Below are 17082 nucleotides of genomic sequence, written 5' to 3' on the forward strand. Positions count from 1 at the left end.
GAATACTTAGCTATGAGGGCGAATTTCATCGCGCCATTATTATATTCCCATTTTCTTATATCACATTCTATCGGCCAAAGGGTATTTTAATCTCAGAGCTGCAAACCCGCGCAATCAGGGAATTCGGCGAAAGCCCTTAGGGTGATCGCTAATCGTGTTCACCTGACAAGACCCGTCGGATCATCTTATCTGATAGTAAAATGAAAGCTTCCGGCTGACGCCCCCCGGCGGGCGCGGGAAAGGTGCGGCGGTTCGAACCTGTTCTTTGGCTGCGCGCTCTATTTCCGGCGAGCCAGAGCTTTCGACGACATCAACCCAGGCCAATGAACCATCCGGGTCAATCTGGAAAAACACCCGCGCATAACCTCGACCGGCAACGTAAACGATTGGCGCCCTGTTCAGATGAACAAGAACCTGACCTGCATAGTTCGTGGTGTCTGAATTTCCCGGCCCCCGCCCGCCTGAACGTGTGCCGCCCCGGTTTTGTCGGAAGGCGTCGACACCCTCTCTTTGATACGTAGCCAGCGGTGATTCAATCGTCTGCTCCGGAAATCTCAGAGCGTCAAAGTTGCTTGACGGATCCAACGCACCCCGCAGGGTGGGTTGCGGGCGTCGGTCTGGAAGGCGAGGCCGCAATGACGTGGCTACGGCCTGTTCGGATCCGTCCACGCTGGCATCGGGTACGGTCAATTCGGCGTCTTCATCCAGAGGTTCTGACGCTTCTTCCGGTATCACAGGTTCAAGTGGGGACGTGTTTTCCGGAACAACCGGAGCCACCTCGACCGGTAACGCGGCGATCTGTTGTTGTTCCTTGGACACCGGTTCTTCGGCAGAAGAAGGCTCAACCGGAGCAACCGCCTCTTCCTTAGGCACCTCGGGTGTTTCGGCCAACGCTTCAGGCCTTGCCGACGCAGCGCCTTCGGCTTCGGCGGCTTCGCCTTCGTCCTCCAGGTTCTGGTCTACAGGGTCCACGACAATCTCATCCGGCGCCCTCGGCTGGATAATCGTTGAATCCCCGGTGTCGGGCGTGAACGTCTCTTGCGGATTCGGCGAGGCCACGCGGGCATCACTTGTCGGAACTTCTGCCTCCTGCGGCTGGGTTGGCGGTTCCACCGGAGGGGTTGGCGGTTCATTCGGAGCGGGCGGTACGGGTTCGATCCTGGTATCGGCCAACTCTTCGAACGCGTTGCTGAGTTCGATTGTGTCGGCACCGGTTTCCCCGGAAGCCGGATCTGACAACTCTGGCACCGTGACAATCAGGCCGATCAGATGTACCAGTACGGAAATCGAAATTGCAATGATTGCAACAGAAATAGACCGCCTGATCATTCTAGGGCCTGTTCGGTCACCAGAAAAACGGTTGGCGCACCCAACCGGCGCAAACTGCTGGTGATCTCCATCAATCGAGAGGCCGACGCATTCCTGTCCGGAACGATCCGCACAGGCCCCGAGTCATGCGCGGCCATGAAAGCTTCCGCCTCGATCGGATTGCCGCGAAAGCTCAATGTCCCGTCCCGATGAAGAACAAGCGCATCCGGCGGCTCGCGGCCGTCAAGGTCCGCTGTATTCACCAGATCCAGATCGGGATCCAATGGCGGTGCAATCGTACCCGTAATCAGAAAAAAGATCAGGATCAGAAAGACGACGTTGATTAGCGGAATGGTGGAATCACGATTTCGACCGGGTCGGATGTAACGGATCATTGCCTCACTCCAACACCCTGACCGTCAAACCTTCGCGCCCACGCAATGGGACAAGCAGGTCCACAAGACGTTGCGCAGTTGTCTCCGGATCAAGGCTCACCAGCACCTGACCGGCTTGGACCTGATCGAACAATTCCTCAAGCGACAGGGGTTGACCGTTCAGGACAACACGTGTGGGGCCAAGTTGCACGAAAAGGCGTTCGGGCGGCGTTGCGTCGGCATTCCCGCCTGTGGCGGCGCTGCTCAACTCGATCTCGCTGAACCGCGAAAACGTTGAGGACAGCATGAAAAACAGCAACAGCAGAAAGATCACGTCGATAAGGGGTGTCATCGACATGCGCCGCCGCACAAAAGGCGCAGTGTTACGCATGTTCTGGGGCGACCGGAGCCTGTGCCGCTGCCTCTGTGCTTTGGATGGAATGACCGGGAACCAGAACCGTACGCAAAGCCTTGTCCGCAAAAACACGCTCGCGTGCGGTTCGGCTTTCAAGCCAGGACAAAACCATCGACGTTGGCATCGCAACGGCCAGACCAACGGCCGTGGTGATCAGGGCCACCCAGATCCCGCCGGCCAAAAGAGACGGATCAACCGATGATCCAGCGGTTTGCAAGCTTTGGAAAGCACTGATCATACCCAGAACCGTACCAAAAAGACCCAGCAAAGGCGCCAGCTGCGCCACGGTGTCCAGCAAACGAAAACCACGTTCCAGCCCGGCAAGCGCCAAACCCGCTTCGGCATCCAGCCGGTCATCGGCCCCCGGAACACCAGATGCGTTCATCGCCGCGCCCACAATAGGGGCAAGATAGCTGCTGCTGTCCGCCAGCCTTGCGCGCGCGGCACTGTGATCTCCTGCGTCCCAGGCTGCCAGAGCTTCAGACAGCACCTTGTGCCGCCCGACACCGCAGGCTGCAAATTGCCAGAGTTTGTAGAGGGTGACGGCCAGCGTCAAAACCGACATGGCGATCAATATCGCCACCACCGGCCCGCCGAGGTCAAATATCTCACGTAGTGCGGCTACAGGACTCATCCCAACAACTCCATTTCCACCCTACTGCTGAGCGTGAGGGTGCTGTCGCATATGTCACTTTCGGAACCATCCACGACGCAGGAGTTCGCGCCGTTGATCAAGGCTTGTCCAACTGTGTCACATGTTCTGTTGGGAAGGTCGAACTGGCGCACCCGGGGCCGGTCGGCGGGCAAGTCACGAAAGTCGAAAAGTGAAAGGTTCAAAACACCACCTTCGGTGTCGAAAATGACGGTTTCGAACACGGCACCGTCGATCGGCTGTCCGGTTTCATTCTTGACCAGAAACGTCAACCTGCACGCGTTGGCGACATTCTCGGCCGAGTTCAGCTCCACAAAGAGCCGTGCAGCAGAATCGGATTGTGCAGGCGCTGTGGACAGCAAACAGCCAGAAAACATGGCCGCGACCATAATGCGACGAAACAGCATGAACAGACTCCGTGTTGCAGCGCTGGAACAATCGGGCAGCGACCGTCAGCTTGCCCATCTGCGTTTCTACCCGAGGGACATGTCACATTAAAGAGCCGCGAAGGGTGGCAAAGTAAAAGGGTCGTCAGCGCGTGTTGATATACGTACGTTCACGGCAAGACATACGCTGCGCAATCAGAATTTCAACTGCACACAATGCTGCTCAGCGCATCTGGACAACCAGCAAGTTGATGTCGGATCTAATTTGAAAAGTCGCACTTTTTCCAAACAGGTGCTTAAGCCGCAACAAAAGGTTCGAAACTGCGCCCGATTAAGGCTGCACAGAAGCGCCCCCAAAGCGGATTTGGAACGTCGTTTTCACTTTATTCTTGCTAAAAGCGCGAAAAATAATGCATATTTGTCTACATTTTTAATGCATATGAATAATAACATGCTTTTCGAGAGGCAAGCGTCGAGCACAGCGCGGTTTCCGTGCTTTAAAGCCCATTGGGGGAAGGGGTTCGAGTTTGTCGTTGTTAAAGATTGTAATGGTTCTTTGCGTTGTCGTGGCCATACCGTCGCAGACCATCGCCAACATCGGAAAAATTATTAGCGTCAAACAAGGCGCCCAAGTTGTTCGCGCGGGAAAAGCACAACCCATTTATTCAGGAATGGAGGTTGCGTCCGGCGACGCGCTCAGCACTGATCAGACTGGCGTAATCCAAATCGTTTTTGTGGATGACACCAAGATTGCCATCGGCCCCAACGCACGCATGGTGCTGGATGTGTCCATGCTGCGAAGTAACCGCAAAGCCAAGAGCTTTGCCGTTCAGGCCTTGGGTGGCAGTTTTCGGTTTATTTCCGGAAAAAGCCGAAAGAAAGCATACTCGATCAGGACTCCGTCGGCGACAATGGCCGTGCGCGGCACCACCTTCGACATGTGGATCGTGTCGGAAAAGCAAAGCGCGATGCTTGTCCTGCAAGGTACGGTCCGCATGTGCGGCAGTCAGGGCGCGTGCAGGTCTTCGGGGCGTCAATGCAGCATGTTCGCAACAAGCGGAGACGGAGGAGTTGGACGGCCTGCCGATCAGGCGCAATACGAACAAGCGCTGAAAAGCGGGTTTCCATTCGTTCAGTCTCAGGAAGGGCTGCTGCCCCCTTTGCAGGTACGCGTTGAAGGGTGCTCAGGTGATGGAGCGCCCATACGGCGCATCGAGACAGACCGGTCGGAAGCCCGTAGAGACCCTCCTCAGCAACGTGAAGCGCAGAATACGGTCACTGGACCTTCGCCTTCCGCGAACAATGAACCGGCAAGAGAAGAACCGGACCCTGCGGAACCCGAACGCGAAGAACCTGAGCAGGAAGAGCCCGACAGAGAAGAACCGGAGCAGGAAGAACCTGAACATGAGGAACCCGAACGGGACGAACCGGAACCTGAGGAGCCCGAACGGGACGAACCAGAGCGGGAAGAAACTGATCCGTAATTGCTCGGGAATTGCTGTTTAACACGCAGTTCCAGTTCCATTTGTCTGGAGGATGGTGTGAGCGACAAGGTGCGGAAATCCAGGAACGGGCGATGGGCCTTCCGCCTCGTGGGGCTGGGGCTGATCCTTTTGGGTTGCTTCATCCGGGCGTGGGATCCGTACCCGGTTCGAATGACGCGCCTGATCTATTTCGACGTTTTGCAAAGATTATCCCCGCGGGAGTTCAATCCCGAACTCCCCGTGCGCGTCGTGGATATTGATGAAGCTTCGCTTGCCAGCTTTGGACAATGGCCTTGGCCCCGCACCTTGGTTGCGCAGTTGGTTCAAAATCTGGGTGACTACGGCGCCGCGACGATTGCGTTCGACATGCTGTTTGCCGAACCTGACCGGTATTCGCCGTCTCGCCTTCTGAATGATCCATCGCTGGCGGGAGTACTGACTGTGGAACGCCATGCCGAAAAGCTGGACAACGATGTCTTGCTTGGGATGGAAATGGCCTACTGGCCCGTGGTGCTGGGCGTTGCCGCGCGATTGTCAGCCAAAGGTGAACCCATTGCGGCCAAGGCCGGAATCATTGAATTCGGGGAAAGCCCCGCCGAGGGGCTGATCTCGGTTCCGCATTGGACGCCGATCGCGCCACCATTGGATCGGGCGGCGGCGGGTGTCGGCGGGGTCAATGTCTCGCCCATCGGTGGGACCGGCATCGTAAGACGTGCACCGGTTCTTTGGAACGGTCCGGACGGTCCGCTGCCAAGCCTTGCCGTCGAAGCCCTCAGGGTCGCCCTGGGTGAGACCAGCATTTTTGTGGAAGGCGCGCCTGACGAGGCTGGCATCATGCTGGCCGTCGAAATCGCCGGATACCGTTTGCCGACAACCGAGAATGGCGAGCTTTGGCTGAAGTACCGGCGGGACAGCTCCGACCTTTACATTTCAGCCAAGGATGTTCTGGAAGGTTCCGATAACCCCGGGCTGCGATCCGAAATCGAAGGAAGAATTATCCTGATCGGAACCTCGGCTGCCGGTTTGTTCGATATTCACCAGACGGCACTTGGCGAAAGCGTCCCCGGTGTTTCAATTCATGCCCAAATGATCGAGCAGACTCTGACCGGGGAAATGCTCAGCCGGTCTGACATAACCGCAGCACAGGAACTGCTTGCCTTTGCGTTTCTGGGGCTTGTGGTGATTGCCGTCATGTCCAGCTTTGGTGCCATCGCATCCTTCATCGCCGGTGGCATAGCCGCCGCAGCCGTTCTTGCCATCAGTTGGCTGGTTTTTCAAAACCAATCCATCCTGTTCGATGCCACCTTCCCCCTGATTGGAGGCATCGCAAATTTCGGTCTGCTGGCGGGGTATCTTTTTGTTTCGACCGAGCGCGAAAAGCGCCAGATTCGAAAAGTCTTTTCGCATTACGTGGCCCCGGAAATCCTTGATGAAATGGAGAATTCGGGCCACCAGCTGCAATTGGGCGGAGAAAGTCAGGAAATCACCGTGATGTTTTCGGATATCCGGGGATTTACCGCTCTGTCCGAGTCCGCGTCGGCAACGGAACTTGTATCCTTGCTGAACGCGCTGTTTTCCAAGCTCGGAGATCAGATCCTGCATGAGCGTGGTACGATCGACAAGTTCATCGGTGACGCCATCATGGCCTTCTGGAACGCGCCTTTGCCTGTTGCGGACCACCCGTGCCGCGCAGGGCTTGCTGCGCTCAGGATGCGGCGTGCCTTGGCACAGTTCAATGCATCCGAGATTATGCGGAACCGAAAGCCGATAGCGCTGGCAACCGGAGTCGCCACGGGGCAGGCCTGCGTCGGCAACATCGGATCGCAAAAACGGTTCAACTATACGGTTATTGGAGACGTCGTGAATGTTTCGGCACGGATCGAACAATGCTGTCGAACGGTCGAGTATGACATTGTAGTTTCAGACGCGGCGTATAAAGCCGGGCGAGATGACCTGGCATTTTTGCAGGCAGGCCAAGTTGACCTGAAAGGCAAAGCCAACCCAGAGCCCGTTTTTGTTTTGGTTGGAGATTCCGCTTTGCGGAAGACCGACGCGTTCCAGGAACTCGTTGCACGGCACGGTAAGTTGATTGCAGCATTGAGAACCCGAAAACCTCAGGGCGACATCGTGCGCATGTGTCAGCATTGCGAAGAACTTGCCGCAGCTATCGAACCCGGATTGCGCCAGTTCTATCGCGCTTTGGCGGGTCGCGCCGCTGATTTCCGCGCGGCCTCATCATCCGGGCCGGTCATGTTCACCCGAAACACCAGAATAGCCGGTGGTGTTTAGGCGGCGCTGCATGGAAAAGTCGGCTGACTTCGGCCCCCAGAGCCCTGCGTCAGTGAGTGTCACGCGAGACGCGCGCCCTGTGCGTCGAAGCGATAGACCCTGCCCGGAGAATATCCAAATCGGATGCTCTGACCGGCTTCAACCTGATGCTGCCCGAACAGGCGCGCGGTGATCTGGTGATCCTGCATCATGGCAATCACGTTGGTGTCACCGCCCAAATGCTCGACATGGGTGACGTTTGCGACCACCGGACCGTCGTCAGACAAAAACAGGTCTTCCGGCCGGATACCCGTTGTAATGTCCGCGCTTTCGCCGATCATGCTGGCAGGAAAGAAATTCATCGACGGCGCCCCAAGAAAACCGGCCACGAACTGGTTGGCGGGATTGTTGTAAAGCTCCATCGGGCTGCCGACCTGTTCCACACACCCGTCGCGCAGAACGACGATTTTATCGGCAAGAGTCATTGCCTCGGTCTGGTCGTGGGTCACATAGATCATCGAAGCGTCAAGCTGCCGGTGCAGGTTCGCAATTTCCAACCGTGTATTCATACGCAGAGCCGCATCGAGATTGGACAGAGGCTCGTCGAACAGGAACAGCTTTGGTTCCCGGACGATAGCACGACCGATAGCGACGCGCTGGCGCTGTCCACCGGACAGTTCGGAAGGATACCGGTCAAGGTAAGGTTCGAGGTTCAGCATCTTGCTTGCCCTTTCGACACGCTCGTCGATGACCTGCCTGCTCTGGCCCTCCTGTTTCAGCGCCAATGACATGTTCTTGCGCACGTTCAAGTGGGGGTAGAGAGCGTAACTCTGGAACACCATCGCGATACCGCGTTTCGAGGGCGGGGTGAGGTTCATGAGCTCTCCGCCGATGCGCACTTCGCCCGACGTCACATCCTCGAGCCCCGCGATGACACGCAAAAGGGTGGACTTGCCACACCCCGAGGGGCCGACGAAGACGACGAATTCGCCGTCTTCCACCTCGATATTGATGTCTTTCAGAACCTCGACGGTGCCGAAGGATTTGTTCACGTTTTGCAGCGTCAGGGCGGTCATGTGCGTGCCTCTTTCAGCGAAATGGGTTGGCCAGTACGGATGCTTTCATCAGCGGCCAGGCAGATGGCCAGCGATTGCACGGCGTCGTTCATGTGGCGGGTCAGATCGAAATCTTCGGCGATGGCGCGCAGCATATAGGCCTGTTCAGCGTCGCAGAGTTCCTGATGGCCGGGCTCATCCGGCATTTCGATCGTCCGGTCACCGTCAGGGCGGTGGACCAGAAGACCGCCAACCTTGGTGTGGCCGTCAATATCCGCGGATGCGCCCTTGTTGCCATCGGTGATTGATACCGATCCGTTGGGGGACACGATGTCTTTCACGAAAAAGGCAGTCTCGGACATCATCGGGCCCCAGCCAGCCTCGTACCAGCCGACCGAGCCGTCTTCGAAGATCACCTGAAATTGGCCGTAGTTATACATGTCTTCGGCAATCTCATCGCTCAGCCGCAGGCCCATGCCATGCACGCGGACGGGATCGGAATCGGTGATCTGGCACATCACATCGACGTAATGCACGCCGCAATCGACGATAGGCGATGTCGTCTGCATCAAGGCCTTGTGGGTTTCCCATTCGACCCCGCTGCTTTGCTGGTTCAGGTTCAGACGGAAGACATACGGCCCGCCGAGATCGCGCGCCTCCGAGATCAGTCGCATCCATGACGGGTGGTGCCGCAGAATATATCCGATCACCAGTTTCCGGCCGGTTTCCACTGCTTTTGCGACCACGCGTCTGGCGTCCGCAACTGTCGTAGCCAGTGGTTTTTCAACAAAGACATGCGCACCTGCTTCCATTGCAGCGCAGGCGAAGTCTGCGTGGCTGTCGGAATAGGTTGCGACGACAACCAGATCTGGGTTTGTCTCGGCCAGTGCCGCCTGAAAATCCGGATAGGCCGGATAGCCTGACAGTTCGGGATGGTCTACATGACCTGTGCGGTTGACCAGCCCCACGATCCGTGCGTCGCGGTGGCGATGATGGGTCAAGGCATGGCTCAGGCCCATGTTGCCAAGACCAGCGATCAGAACCCGGGTCATTTGACAGCTCCTGAGGTGATACCACGGATCAGCTGGCGCGAGAAGATGACGTAGAGCACCAGAACTGGCAGGATCGCCATGCTGAGCGCGGACAGAACCGCGTTCCAGTCGGTCACAAACTGGCCGATGAAGACCTGGCTGCCCAACGTCAGGGTTTTGGTCTCTTCAGCGGGTGCCAGGATCAAGGGGAACCAGAGATCGTTCCAGATCGGGATCATGTTGAACACGGCGACGGTCGCCATGGCAGGCCGGACCAGAGGCAGCACCAACCGGAAAAAGATCGTGTATTCCGAAAGCCCATCGATGCGCCCTGCATTCTTCAGGTCATCACTGACCTGGCGCATGAACTCGGACAGGATGAACACCGCCAGCGGCAAACCCTGTGCCGTGTAGACGAAGATCAGGGCCCAGAGTGTGTTCACAAGCCCTGTGGCGACCATCATCTCCAGGATCGCCACGGTGCCGATGCGGATCGGGATCATGATCCCAAGCGCCAGATACAGGCCCATCAACATGTTGCCCTTGAACCGGTATTCGCTGAGGGCAAAGGCGGCCATGGCGCCGAACAGCAGGATAAAGGCCAGTGAAACAACGGTGACGATCAGCGAGTTCTGAAAGTAGAGAAAGAAATCCCCCTGCTTCATCACCGTCTGGTAGCCGATCAAGGAAAAGCTTTCGGCATCAGGCAAGGCAAGCGGCTCGCGAAAGATGGCCCGGCGCGTTTTGAAGCTGTTGATGATGATCACGAAAACCGGGAACAGCGCGATCAGAGTGTAAAGGATCAGCGCACCATGCATTGCGGCGGTGTTCAGTGGATTGGAGCGTGCCTTGTTCATTGCAGAGCCCTCACAGCTGATACCGGCGCATCCGGGTCTGGATGCCGAAAAGGTAAATGCAAACACCCACAAGGATGATGGCGAACATGGCGCCGGCAATGGCGGACCCCATATACGGATCACCCAGTTGCAGCTGGAAACCAAAGAACGTGCGGTACATGAAAGTGCCCAGGATGTCGGTCGAAAAATCCGGCCCCGCCAGCGCGCCCTGAGAGACATAGATCAGGTCAAACGCGTTAAAATTGCCCACGAATGTGAGGATCGAGATGATCCCGATCGAAGGCAGGATCAGCGGCAGTTTTATTTTCCAGAAAGCCGAAGCTCCGGTGATCCCGTCGATCTCTCCGGCTTCAAGAATTTCTTCGGGGATCGATAGAAGGGCCGCATAGATCAGCATCATCGGGATGCCGACAAATTGCCAGACCGAGACAAGCGCCAGAGTTGTCAGCGCGTATTCTTCCTTGCCCAGCCAAGGCGCGAACAGGGATTTCAAGCCAACCGCGTCCAGCATCGAGGGCGCAATCCCCCAAAGCGGAGACAGGATCAGTTTCCAGGCAAAACCCACGATCACGAAGCTCAGGATCGTGGGAATGAAAATGGCCGACCGGTACAGTGCGGCAAAGCGCAGCCTCGGGTGTGACAGGATCGCGGCCAAAGCGATGCCGATGGGGTTCTGCACCAGCATGTGGATCAGGAAGAACCAGAAGTTGTTGCCCAGCGCATTCCAGAATTGCTCGGACCAGAGCGGATCAAGGAACAAGGTTCGGAAATTCTCCAACCCCACATACACACGCGCCTGATCGACTTCGGTAAACAGCGCAAGGCGGAGCGTGTTGAACAAGGGCAGGATCATCACCGCCGTGTAAACTAGCACCGCAGGTGCAAGGAAAACGGCGATGTGCCAGCGTAAGCGGCGGGTCTGCATGGGGATCTCCGGGGAAAAGGTGCCGGACGCGACGGGCCGCGTCCGGCGAGAGTGGTTCAGGTCTTACTGATGCGGTGCGTACCAGCTGGCCAGCCCGTCTTGCAGTTTCTTGCCCAAAGCCTCAGGGCTTTCGGTGCCCTTGATGGCTGCAACGGACGCACCCCAGGTCTCGTTTTCGAGGTTGGGCGTGCCACGTGACAGGATCTGATAGGTCGAACGGATGGTGCTCTCGCACTCATCCCGCCATCCGACGATTTCCTTGGCAAGGGGATCTTCCAGTTCAACCGGAGTATTGGACAGAGGGAAGAAACCGGGAACCGCATTGCCGAAAATGCTGGCGAATTCCGGGCTTGCGACCCAGGCCAGGAACGTGCGGGCAGCCTCCTGGTTTTCGCTGGCAGCGTTCAGACCGATGCCGATATCGGTATGGTCCGAGATATAGCAGGAGTCACCGGCATTTTGGACCGGCGGCTTGAAGGCGCCCATCTCAAAATCTGCCTGCGTGTTGAAACCTGCGATTTCCCAGCTGCCTGCCGGATAGATCGCAGCGCGGCCCAGCGTGAACAGGTTTTGGCTGTCGGGATAGGTCTGCGCCTCATACCCGTCGCCTAGATACGCGCCCCACTTGGCCAGTGTCGCATAAGGTGCAACCCACTGTGGGTCGGTCAGCTTCTGTTCACCCTTGATCAAGGCCAGACGGCCTTCTTCGCCCTTCCAGTAGTTTGGGCCGATGTTGTTATAGCCCATCGTTGCGGCTTCCCACTGGTCGTTGGTGCCCATTGCCATCGGAATATAGGTGCCGTCTTCCTTGATCTCGTCCAACACCTCAAAGAATTCTGCCTCGGTGGTCGGAACCTCCAGACCCAGTTCGTTGAACGCATCCTTGTTGTAGATAAAACCGTGGATCACCGATGCCATCGGAACACAAAAACTGGCCGACCCATCGTCTGTCTGCCACGCCGATTTGGCTACGTCCGAGAAATTGTCCATCGCATCCAAATCGGACAGGTCGGTCAGATGGCCCGCTTCGTACAGCGCCAGAGAAGCATCGAACGGGCGGCAGGTGATCAGATCACCGGCGGATCCGGCTTCCAGTTTCGAATTCAGAACCGCATTGTACTCCGCCGGGGCTGAAGGCGAGAAAACAACTTTGATACCTGGATTGGCCGCCTCGAAAGCAGGGATGATCTTTTCCTGCCAGAGAGCGAGGTCGTCGTTGCGCCAGCTTTCGATTGTCAGCGTGGCGTCTTGCGCATAGGCGCTTGTGACCAGCGCCGTGCTCATCAGAGCTAGGCTCAGAACTTTGCGTTTCATTTGGTTTCTCCCAGGTTGCTATGTTCGTTATTTTCATTCAGCCGGTTCATCGCATGACGCAGATGGCCATTCGTTTCAGCCAGTCGCTTTTGTGCATCCTCTACCGATGCGGCACCTGCGGCGACAAGTGCCGCGCATTTCAGGTTCCCATCCGCGGCCCTCAGGGCATCATCAGCACGTTCCGGTGATACGCCGGTAAGCTGGCACACGATTCCGTTGGCGCGTACGCGCAATTTGTCATTGTCCGCCCGCAGATTGATCATCATGCCGTCCTGAATATGCCCAAGCTCAATGGCCATCAGCGTCGACAACGTGTTGAGAGCTATTTTCTGCGCAGTGCCGGCCCCCATCCGGGTTGATCCCGAGATCAATTCCGGAGGGGTCGCAAGCAGAACGGCATGGTCCGCCAGTTGTAACAATTGCGAACCCGCGTTGTTTGCAATCCCGATCACGGGCGTCCCCCGGTCGCGCGCCAGTTTTGCGGCAGCGACGGTATAAGGCGTGGTGCCGCTGGCCGAGACCGCGATGAGCGTATCGTTGGCAACCATATCCGACACCTCTTGCGCCAGCCCATCAACAGCGTCCTCTACATCCCCCGGCATGTCTGCCGTGATCGGCATTCCACCCGCCATATGAATGCGGATCTGCTGCGACGGGATGGAAAAGGTTCCGCCAAGCTCAAGCGCGTCCGAGGCCGCCATGAGGCCGGAAGACCCCGCCGCAAGATATCGAAGCTTGCCGCCCGACCGGATCGTCTGAGCCATGGCCGTCGCCCCGCTGCAAATCGGGCCAAGCGCATCAAGCACTGCCGTTGCCGCTGACACCTGCGACCGCGCCAGCAGGCCGGCAACTTCGGCCAGCGGACGGGTATCAAGCCCATGCGCATCCTGATGCAATTGTTCTGTCGCCGGCGTAATCAAGTGATTCTCCCCCAAGAACTCTCGATATCATACCTTTTAAATACCATTAGTCTACCATTTATTTTTTTCCATATTTTTGGCCGATATAGTATGAAATTCGCCGCTTTGGTCGCAATTAGGACTTCAAAACACGTGAAAGGTATTATAAAGGTCTGTATATGGTAAAGTCATCAAAACCTATGTTCCTGGCCGCCGACGGGGGCGGAACGCGTTGCCGCGTCGCCGCTTTTGTTGATGGCAAAACACACAGAGTCGAAGTCGGCGCAGCAAACGTGTCCACGGATTTCGAGGCCGCCTGCATCGAGCTGCAGCGCGGTCTGGAAGCTCTGGCCGCTCAGGCGGGCCGTTCGCCCGAGGAGCTTGCGCAAGCGCCCGCCTATCTGGGCCTGGCCGGGATAACAGGTGACGCACTTGCCCGGAAACTTGCGACGGCATTGCCATTTCGGCACGTCCGGATCGAAGATGATCGCGCAGCAGCTTTGCGCGGCGCATTGGGGGCCATGGACGGGTTTGTCGCACATTGCGGTACCGGTTCTTTTGTCGCAATGCAAAGGGGTGGCACGATGAAGTTTGCCGGCGGATGGGGCCCTGTTCTGGGCGATCAGGCTTCCGCGCAATGGGTTGGTAAACGGGCGCTGGCCAAGACGCTGGAGCACACGGACGGCACGACCGGCCCTTCAGCATTGGCGCAGGATCTGCTGTCTCGATTTGGCGATGCCGCAGGAATTGTACGGGCCGCCGCTGACATGACGCCATCGGACTTTGGCGCCCTCGCCCCGCTTGTGACCGAGATTTCCAATCGCGGGGACGACTTGGCCAGATCCATCCTGCAGGACGGTGCGGGCTATCTGATCGACGTGATGAAGAAAATGGGCTGGAACGTTGGCCTGCCCGTTTGTCTGACCGGCGGAATTGGCCCCCTTTACGCGCCCTACCTGCCTGCGAACATGCAATCTGCTCTGGTCCAGCCCGCAGGCGATCCACTGTCCGGCGCACTTGCATTGGCACAGGCGTATCTGGAGGAAATCGAACATGAACATAGCTGATTTCCTGCGGCCCGAAGGATGGTTGGGGCACAGCTCGGGCCCGCGCTATGTACAGCTCCGTCAACGCCTTGAACAAGGGATCAAGGACGGCATCCTGCCTCCCAACAGTTCGCTGCCCCCTGAAAGAGAAATCGCCGAGATCACCGACCTGTCCCGTGTGACCGTGCGCAAGGCGATTCATGAACTGGTGCGCAAAGGTGCAATCGAGCAAAGACAGGGGTCTGGGTCCTTTGTTCGCGAACCCGTAGCGAAGGTTGAACAATCGCTGTCCCATCTGACATCGTTCACCGAAGACATGGAGCGGCGCGGGCTCAAGACGACCTCTACATGGCTGGAGCGCGGGGTTTTCCTGCCATCCCCGGAAGAAATGATGGCATTGGGCTTGTCGGCAAATGAACAGGTCGCGCGTATCTACCGCCTGCGAGAGGCAGGAGGACGTCCGATGGCGTTGGAAAAAGCGGCCCTTCCGCTCGATATCCTGCCGAACCCCACCGACGTGACGGGGTCGCTTTACTCTGTTCTTGAACAATCTGGTCTGCGACCGGTGCGCGCGATCCAGAAAATCTCGGCCATCAACCTCGAACCGCCCGAGGCAGAGCTTCTGGATGTTGCGGAAGGTACGGCCGGGCTTCGGATTCAACGCACTTCATATCTGCAAAGCGGGCGGGTCGCTGAGTTGACCCGCTCGATCTACCGCGGTGACGCCTATGACTTTGTGGCCGAGCTGCGCCTGTCAAATTGAAAGCCTGGGAAAATGCCTGACACAACCACTCAGATGCGGCGCGAGATCGATGAGATTCCCGACGCCGTAGACCGCCTTCTGACCGAGGGCGCGGAATTGATCGCGCAAACCGCCGACGAGATCCGGGCCCGCGACCCGCGGTTCCTGATCTCGGTGGCGCGCGGATCCTCGGATCATGCGTGCAGCTTTCTGAAATACGCCTCGGAACTGTTGCTTGGTTTGCCGATGGCTTCGGTCGGACCGTCGGTGAAATCCATCTACGGGGTCGACATGCGTTGCGAGGATGCAATCTGCATCTCAGTCTCACAATCCGGTCAGAGCCCGGATATCGTGCAGCTAACGCAGTCGCTCACATCCGGCGGGGCTTACTCGGTCGCGATCACGAACAACCCTGCCTCTGCCCTGGCCGAGGCGGCTGCGGCAACGCTGCCCATTCACGCGGGCCCCGAACTGAGCGTGGCGGCGACAAAGACATTCGTGACGTCTCTGGTCGCCGGGCTGTGGCTGATTGCGCAGGTGAAGCGCGAAGATCACCTGTTGCGCGCAATCCATGGGCTGCCGGACAGTTTGTCGACGGCAATCGCCTGCGACTGGAGCGCCGTGGCGGACGCGGTGGATGGGCGTTCTTTGTTTACCTTGGGCCGGGGCCTGTCTTTGGCAATCTCCAACGAAGCCGCGTTGAAATTCAAGGAAACCTGCCAGATCCACGCAGAAAGCTATTCGGCGGCCGAGGTTCTGCACGGCCCGGTTTCCATCGTGGATCAGGGCTTTCCAGTGCTTGCCCTGTCGTCCGGGGATGCAGCAGAGGACAATCTGGCCGAAGTTGCGGACGCACTGGCGTCCAAGGGCGCTGTGGTTTTCGCCACAACCGGCCGCGTTAAACACGCCACGGAACTGCCCCATGTCCGGACGTCGCATTGGATGACGGACCCGATACCGACAATCGCTGCGTTTTATGGAATGGTGGAGAAGGTGGCCACACAACGCGGGATCGACCCGGACACACCGCGCCATCTGAAAAAAGTGACGGAAACGGTATGACCCCCTCTACTGTTACCTTTGCGGGCGGCCCGATCTTCGATGGCACTGAATTGCGTGAAGGATATGCCGCACGGTTCAGAAACGGCGTGCTGGATGCGTTGCTACCTGAGGCCCAGATCGCACAGGATGACCAGATCGAGGATCTGCATGGCGACATCCTCAGCCCCGGCTATGCGGACTTGCAGGTCAACGGCGGCGGTGGCGTGATGTTCAACGACGATCCATCGGTTCACACGCTGACCCAAATCACCAGCGCTCATCGCGCGCTGGGTGCCACTCGCATCCTGCCAACCCTGATCACGGACACGGCCGAGAAAACCCGGGCCGCGATTGATGCCGCCATCAAGGCCGTTCAGACGGGTGTTCCCGGCATTGCGGGCCTGCATCTGGAAGGTCCGCACCTGTCTGTGCGACGCAAGGGCGCACATGATGCCGCCCTGATCCGCCCGATGCAGCAAACCGATCTGGAAATTCTGATCGACGATGCAAAACACCTGCCTGCATTGATGGTCACGCTAGCACCTGAAAGCACAACCCCGCAACAGGTTGAAGAGTTGAAACGCGCGGGGGTCATCGTTTCTCTGGGGCATACGGACGCGCCTTTTGAAACCTGCCAGGCGTTTTCAAGGGCCGGGGCGCAGTGCGCAACGCATCTGTTCAATGCGATGAGCCAGCTTGGCAGTCGTGAACCGGGACTGGTCGGCGCGGCGCTATCCTGCGGATCGCTATCGGCGGGCTTGATCGCGGATGGAATCCACGTTCATCCCGATACGATACGGATTGCCTGGGCCGCCAAGCGCGGACCAGGGCGGATTTTCCTTGTCAGCGATGCGATGGCGGTCGCCGGAACGTCACTGACCGAGTTTCAGTTGGAAGGACGCCGGATCCGGCGGGAAAACGGCAGGCTGACTTTGGAGGACGGCACTCTGGCCGGGGCAGACTTGTGCCTGACAAAAGCGGTGCGGGTTCTGACGGAACAAGCTGGGATCCCCGTTCAGGATGCACTCGCCGCAGCGACAAGCGTTCCGCTTGGGATGATTTCCGGTAAAAGCACAGGACTGAAACCTGACCTGTCGCAGATGATACGGATTGCCCCGGATCTGTCCGGGGTCAGACCGGTGCAACCCTGACCCAATCCTTGTTGGTCCGACCGGCTGCGCAGCGCACGCATGATGCCAATGCTGCGCGCGCTTAACGACGGCCAAATTCTGATTTTTCAAATCTTCACGAATAGAGCTGTCAACTTTTTGCGGGTGGTCCGCAC

General features: G+C 57.9%; 17 protein-coding genes. 6 read left to right on the forward strand and 11 right to left on the reverse strand.

Annotated elements, in window-relative coordinates:
• Positions 1-180: 180 nt before the first annotated feature.
• Genes ACR0LI_RS15070 through ACR0LI_RS15090 form a run of 5 tightly spaced genes read right to left on the reverse strand, consistent with a single transcriptional unit; the run spans position 181 to position 3156 of the window.
• Positions 181-1329 carry an energy transducer TonB family protein gene (locus tag ACR0LI_RS15070; protein WP_480718773.1) on the reverse strand — a complete coding sequence of 383 codons (1149 nt, stop codon included), beginning with the start codon at positions 1327-1329 and terminating at the stop codon, positions 181-183.
• Entirely contained in the window at positions 1326-1703 is a 378-nt protein-coding gene (locus tag ACR0LI_RS15075; RefSeq protein WP_152460515.1) for an ExbD/TolR family protein, read from the reverse strand. Before ACR0LI_RS15075 ends, ACR0LI_RS15070 begins: the two co-directional genes overlap by 4 nt.
• A 4-nt stretch (positions 1704-1707) precedes the next feature.
• The gene (locus ACR0LI_RS15080) at positions 1708-2034 is read right to left on the reverse strand and encodes an ExbD/TolR family protein (RefSeq protein ID WP_171636402.1); all 327 of its coding nucleotides are present in this window, start codon (positions 2032-2034) and stop codon (positions 1708-1710) included.
• A gap of 31 nt (positions 2035-2065) precedes the next feature.
• A complete protein-coding gene (locus ACR0LI_RS15085; RefSeq protein ID WP_171636404.1) occupies positions 2066-2731 on the reverse strand; it encodes a MotA/TolQ/ExbB proton channel family protein in 666 nt (221 codons plus the stop codon).
• Positions 2728-3156 carry a hypothetical protein gene (locus ACR0LI_RS15090; RefSeq protein WP_171636406.1) on the reverse strand — a complete coding sequence of 143 codons (429 nt, stop codon included), beginning with the start codon at positions 3154-3156 and terminating at the stop codon, positions 2728-2730. Before ACR0LI_RS15090 ends, ACR0LI_RS15085 begins: the two co-directional genes overlap by 4 nt.
• Before the next feature lie 512 nt (positions 3157-3668).
• On the opposite strand from ACR0LI_RS15090, the gene ACR0LI_RS15095 reads away from it, so the two are divergent.
• A complete protein-coding gene (locus ACR0LI_RS15095; protein ID WP_480718774.1) occupies positions 3669-4619 on the forward strand; it encodes a FecR family protein in 951 nt (316 codons plus the stop codon).
• Positions 4620-4676: 57 nt separating this feature from the next.
• Positions 4677-6908 carry a CHASE2 domain-containing protein gene (locus tag ACR0LI_RS15100; protein ID WP_480718775.1) on the forward strand — a complete coding sequence of 744 codons (2232 nt, stop codon included), beginning with the start codon at positions 4677-4679 and terminating at the stop codon, positions 6906-6908.
• A gap of 59 nt (positions 6909-6967) precedes the next feature.
• On the opposite strand, the gene ACR0LI_RS15105 is transcribed toward ACR0LI_RS15100, so the two are convergent.
• From ACR0LI_RS15105 to ACR0LI_RS15130, 6 genes are all read right to left on the reverse strand, one after another.
• Complete coding sequence (locus tag ACR0LI_RS15105; protein WP_171636408.1) at positions 6968-7963, reverse strand: ABC transporter ATP-binding protein; 996 nt, start codon at positions 7961-7963, stop codon at positions 6968-6970.
• Positions 7960-8994: a Gfo/Idh/MocA family protein gene (locus ACR0LI_RS15110; protein ID WP_480718776.1), complete on the reverse strand. Its 1035-nt coding sequence runs from the start codon at positions 8992-8994 to the stop codon at positions 7960-7962. Before ACR0LI_RS15110 ends, ACR0LI_RS15105 begins: the two co-directional genes overlap by 4 nt.
• Positions 8991-9830 carry a carbohydrate ABC transporter permease gene (locus ACR0LI_RS15115; RefSeq protein ID WP_171229417.1) on the reverse strand — a complete coding sequence of 280 codons (840 nt, stop codon included), beginning with the start codon at positions 9828-9830 and terminating at the stop codon, positions 8991-8993. Before ACR0LI_RS15115 ends, ACR0LI_RS15110 begins: the two co-directional genes overlap by 4 nt.
• A 10-nt stretch (positions 9831-9840) precedes the next feature.
• On the reverse strand, positions 9841-10755 hold the full coding sequence (locus tag ACR0LI_RS15120; protein WP_480490994.1) for a carbohydrate ABC transporter permease: 915 nt from the start codon (positions 10753-10755) through the stop codon (positions 9841-9843).
• Positions 10756-10818: 63 nt separating this feature from the next.
• Positions 10819-12069 (reverse strand): ABC transporter substrate-binding protein, encoded by a 1251-nt coding sequence (locus ACR0LI_RS15125; protein WP_480718777.1) that lies wholly within the window; start codon positions 12067-12069, stop codon positions 10819-10821.
• On the reverse strand, positions 12066-12989 hold the full coding sequence (locus tag ACR0LI_RS15130) for an N-acetylmuramic acid 6-phosphate etherase (protein ID WP_480718778.1): 924 nt from the start codon (positions 12987-12989) through the stop codon (positions 12066-12068). The genes ACR0LI_RS15125 and ACR0LI_RS15130 overlap by 4 nt, the downstream gene beginning before the upstream one ends.
• A 158-nt stretch (positions 12990-13147) precedes the next feature.
• Here ACR0LI_RS15130 and ACR0LI_RS15135 point away from each other — a divergent pair, with 158 nt between their 5' ends.
• From ACR0LI_RS15135 to nagA, 4 genes are read left to right on the forward strand one after another with little or no spacing between them, the layout of a single operon-like run.
• On the forward strand, positions 13148-14035 hold the full coding sequence (locus tag ACR0LI_RS15135; RefSeq protein ID WP_480718779.1) for a glucosamine kinase nucleotide-binding domain-containing protein: 888 nt from the start codon (positions 13148-13150) through the stop codon (positions 14033-14035).
• Positions 14022-14777 carry a GntR family transcriptional regulator gene (locus ACR0LI_RS15140; RefSeq protein ID WP_171636418.1) on the forward strand — a complete coding sequence of 252 codons (756 nt, stop codon included), beginning with the start codon at positions 14022-14024 and terminating at the stop codon, positions 14775-14777. Before ACR0LI_RS15135 ends, ACR0LI_RS15140 begins: the two co-directional genes overlap by 14 nt.
• A gap of 12 nt (positions 14778-14789) precedes the next feature.
• Positions 14790-15818 carry an SIS domain-containing protein gene (locus ACR0LI_RS15145; protein ID WP_171724577.1) on the forward strand — a complete coding sequence of 343 codons (1029 nt, stop codon included), beginning with the start codon at positions 14790-14792 and terminating at the stop codon, positions 15816-15818.
• Positions 15815-16948, forward strand: coding sequence for an N-acetylglucosamine-6-phosphate deacetylase (gene nagA / locus ACR0LI_RS15150; RefSeq protein ID WP_480718780.1), 1134 nt, complete (start codon positions 15815-15817; stop codon positions 16946-16948). The genes ACR0LI_RS15145 and nagA overlap by 4 nt, the downstream gene beginning before the upstream one ends.
• Positions 16949-17082 lie beyond the last annotated feature (134 nt).

The organism is Ruegeria sp. CL7 (genome assembly GCF_056536445.1).

Excerpts from the sequence above, each read along its gene's own strand:
- ACR0LI_RS15120 (WP_480490994.1), bottom strand. The coding sequence starts at position 10,755 with ATGCAGACCCGCCGCTTACGCTGGCACATCGCCGTTTTCCTTGCACCT.
- ACR0LI_RS15110 (WP_480718776.1), bottom strand. The coding sequence starts at position 8,994 with ATGACCCGGGTTCTGATCGCTGGTCTTGGCAACATGGGCCTGAGCCAT.
- ACR0LI_RS15145 (WP_171724577.1), top strand. The coding sequence starts at position 14,790 with ATGCCTGACACAACCACTCAGATGCGGCGCGAGATCGATGAGATTCCC.
- ACR0LI_RS15090 (WP_171636406.1), bottom strand. The coding sequence starts at position 3,156 with ATGCTGTTTCGTCGCATTATGGTCGCGGCCATGTTTTCTGGCTGTTTG.
- ACR0LI_RS15125 (WP_480718777.1), bottom strand. The coding sequence starts at position 12,069 with ATGAAACGCAAAGTTCTGAGCCTAGCTCTGATGAGCACGGCGCTGGTC.
- nagA (WP_480718780.1), top strand. The coding sequence starts at position 15,815 with ATGACCCCCTCTACTGTTACCTTTGCGGGCGGCCCGATCTTCGATGGC.
- ACR0LI_RS15075 (WP_152460515.1), bottom strand. The coding sequence starts at position 1,703 with ATGATCCGTTACATCCGACCCGGTCGAAATCGTGATTCCACCATTCCG.
- ACR0LI_RS15105 (WP_171636408.1), bottom strand. The coding sequence starts at position 7,963 with ATGACCGCCCTGACGCTGCAAAACGTGAACAAATCCTTCGGCACCGTC.
- ACR0LI_RS15115 (WP_171229417.1), bottom strand. The coding sequence starts at position 9,830 with ATGAACAAGGCACGCTCCAATCCACTGAACACCGCCGCAATGCATGGT.
- ACR0LI_RS15135 (WP_480718779.1), top strand. The coding sequence starts at position 13,148 with ATGGTAAAGTCATCAAAACCTATGTTCCTGGCCGCCGACGGGGGCGGA.
- ACR0LI_RS15085 (WP_171636404.1), bottom strand. The coding sequence starts at position 2,731 with ATGAGTCCTGTAGCCGCACTACGTGAGATATTTGACCTCGGCGGGCCG.
- ACR0LI_RS15080 (WP_171636402.1), bottom strand. The coding sequence starts at position 2,034 with ATGACACCCCTTATCGACGTGATCTTTCTGCTGTTGCTGTTTTTCATG.
- ACR0LI_RS15140 (WP_171636418.1), top strand. The coding sequence starts at position 14,022 with ATGAACATAGCTGATTTCCTGCGGCCCGAAGGATGGTTGGGGCACAGC.
- ACR0LI_RS15070 (WP_480718773.1), bottom strand. The coding sequence starts at position 1,329 with ATGATCAGGCGGTCTATTTCTGTTGCAATCATTGCAATTTCGATTTCC.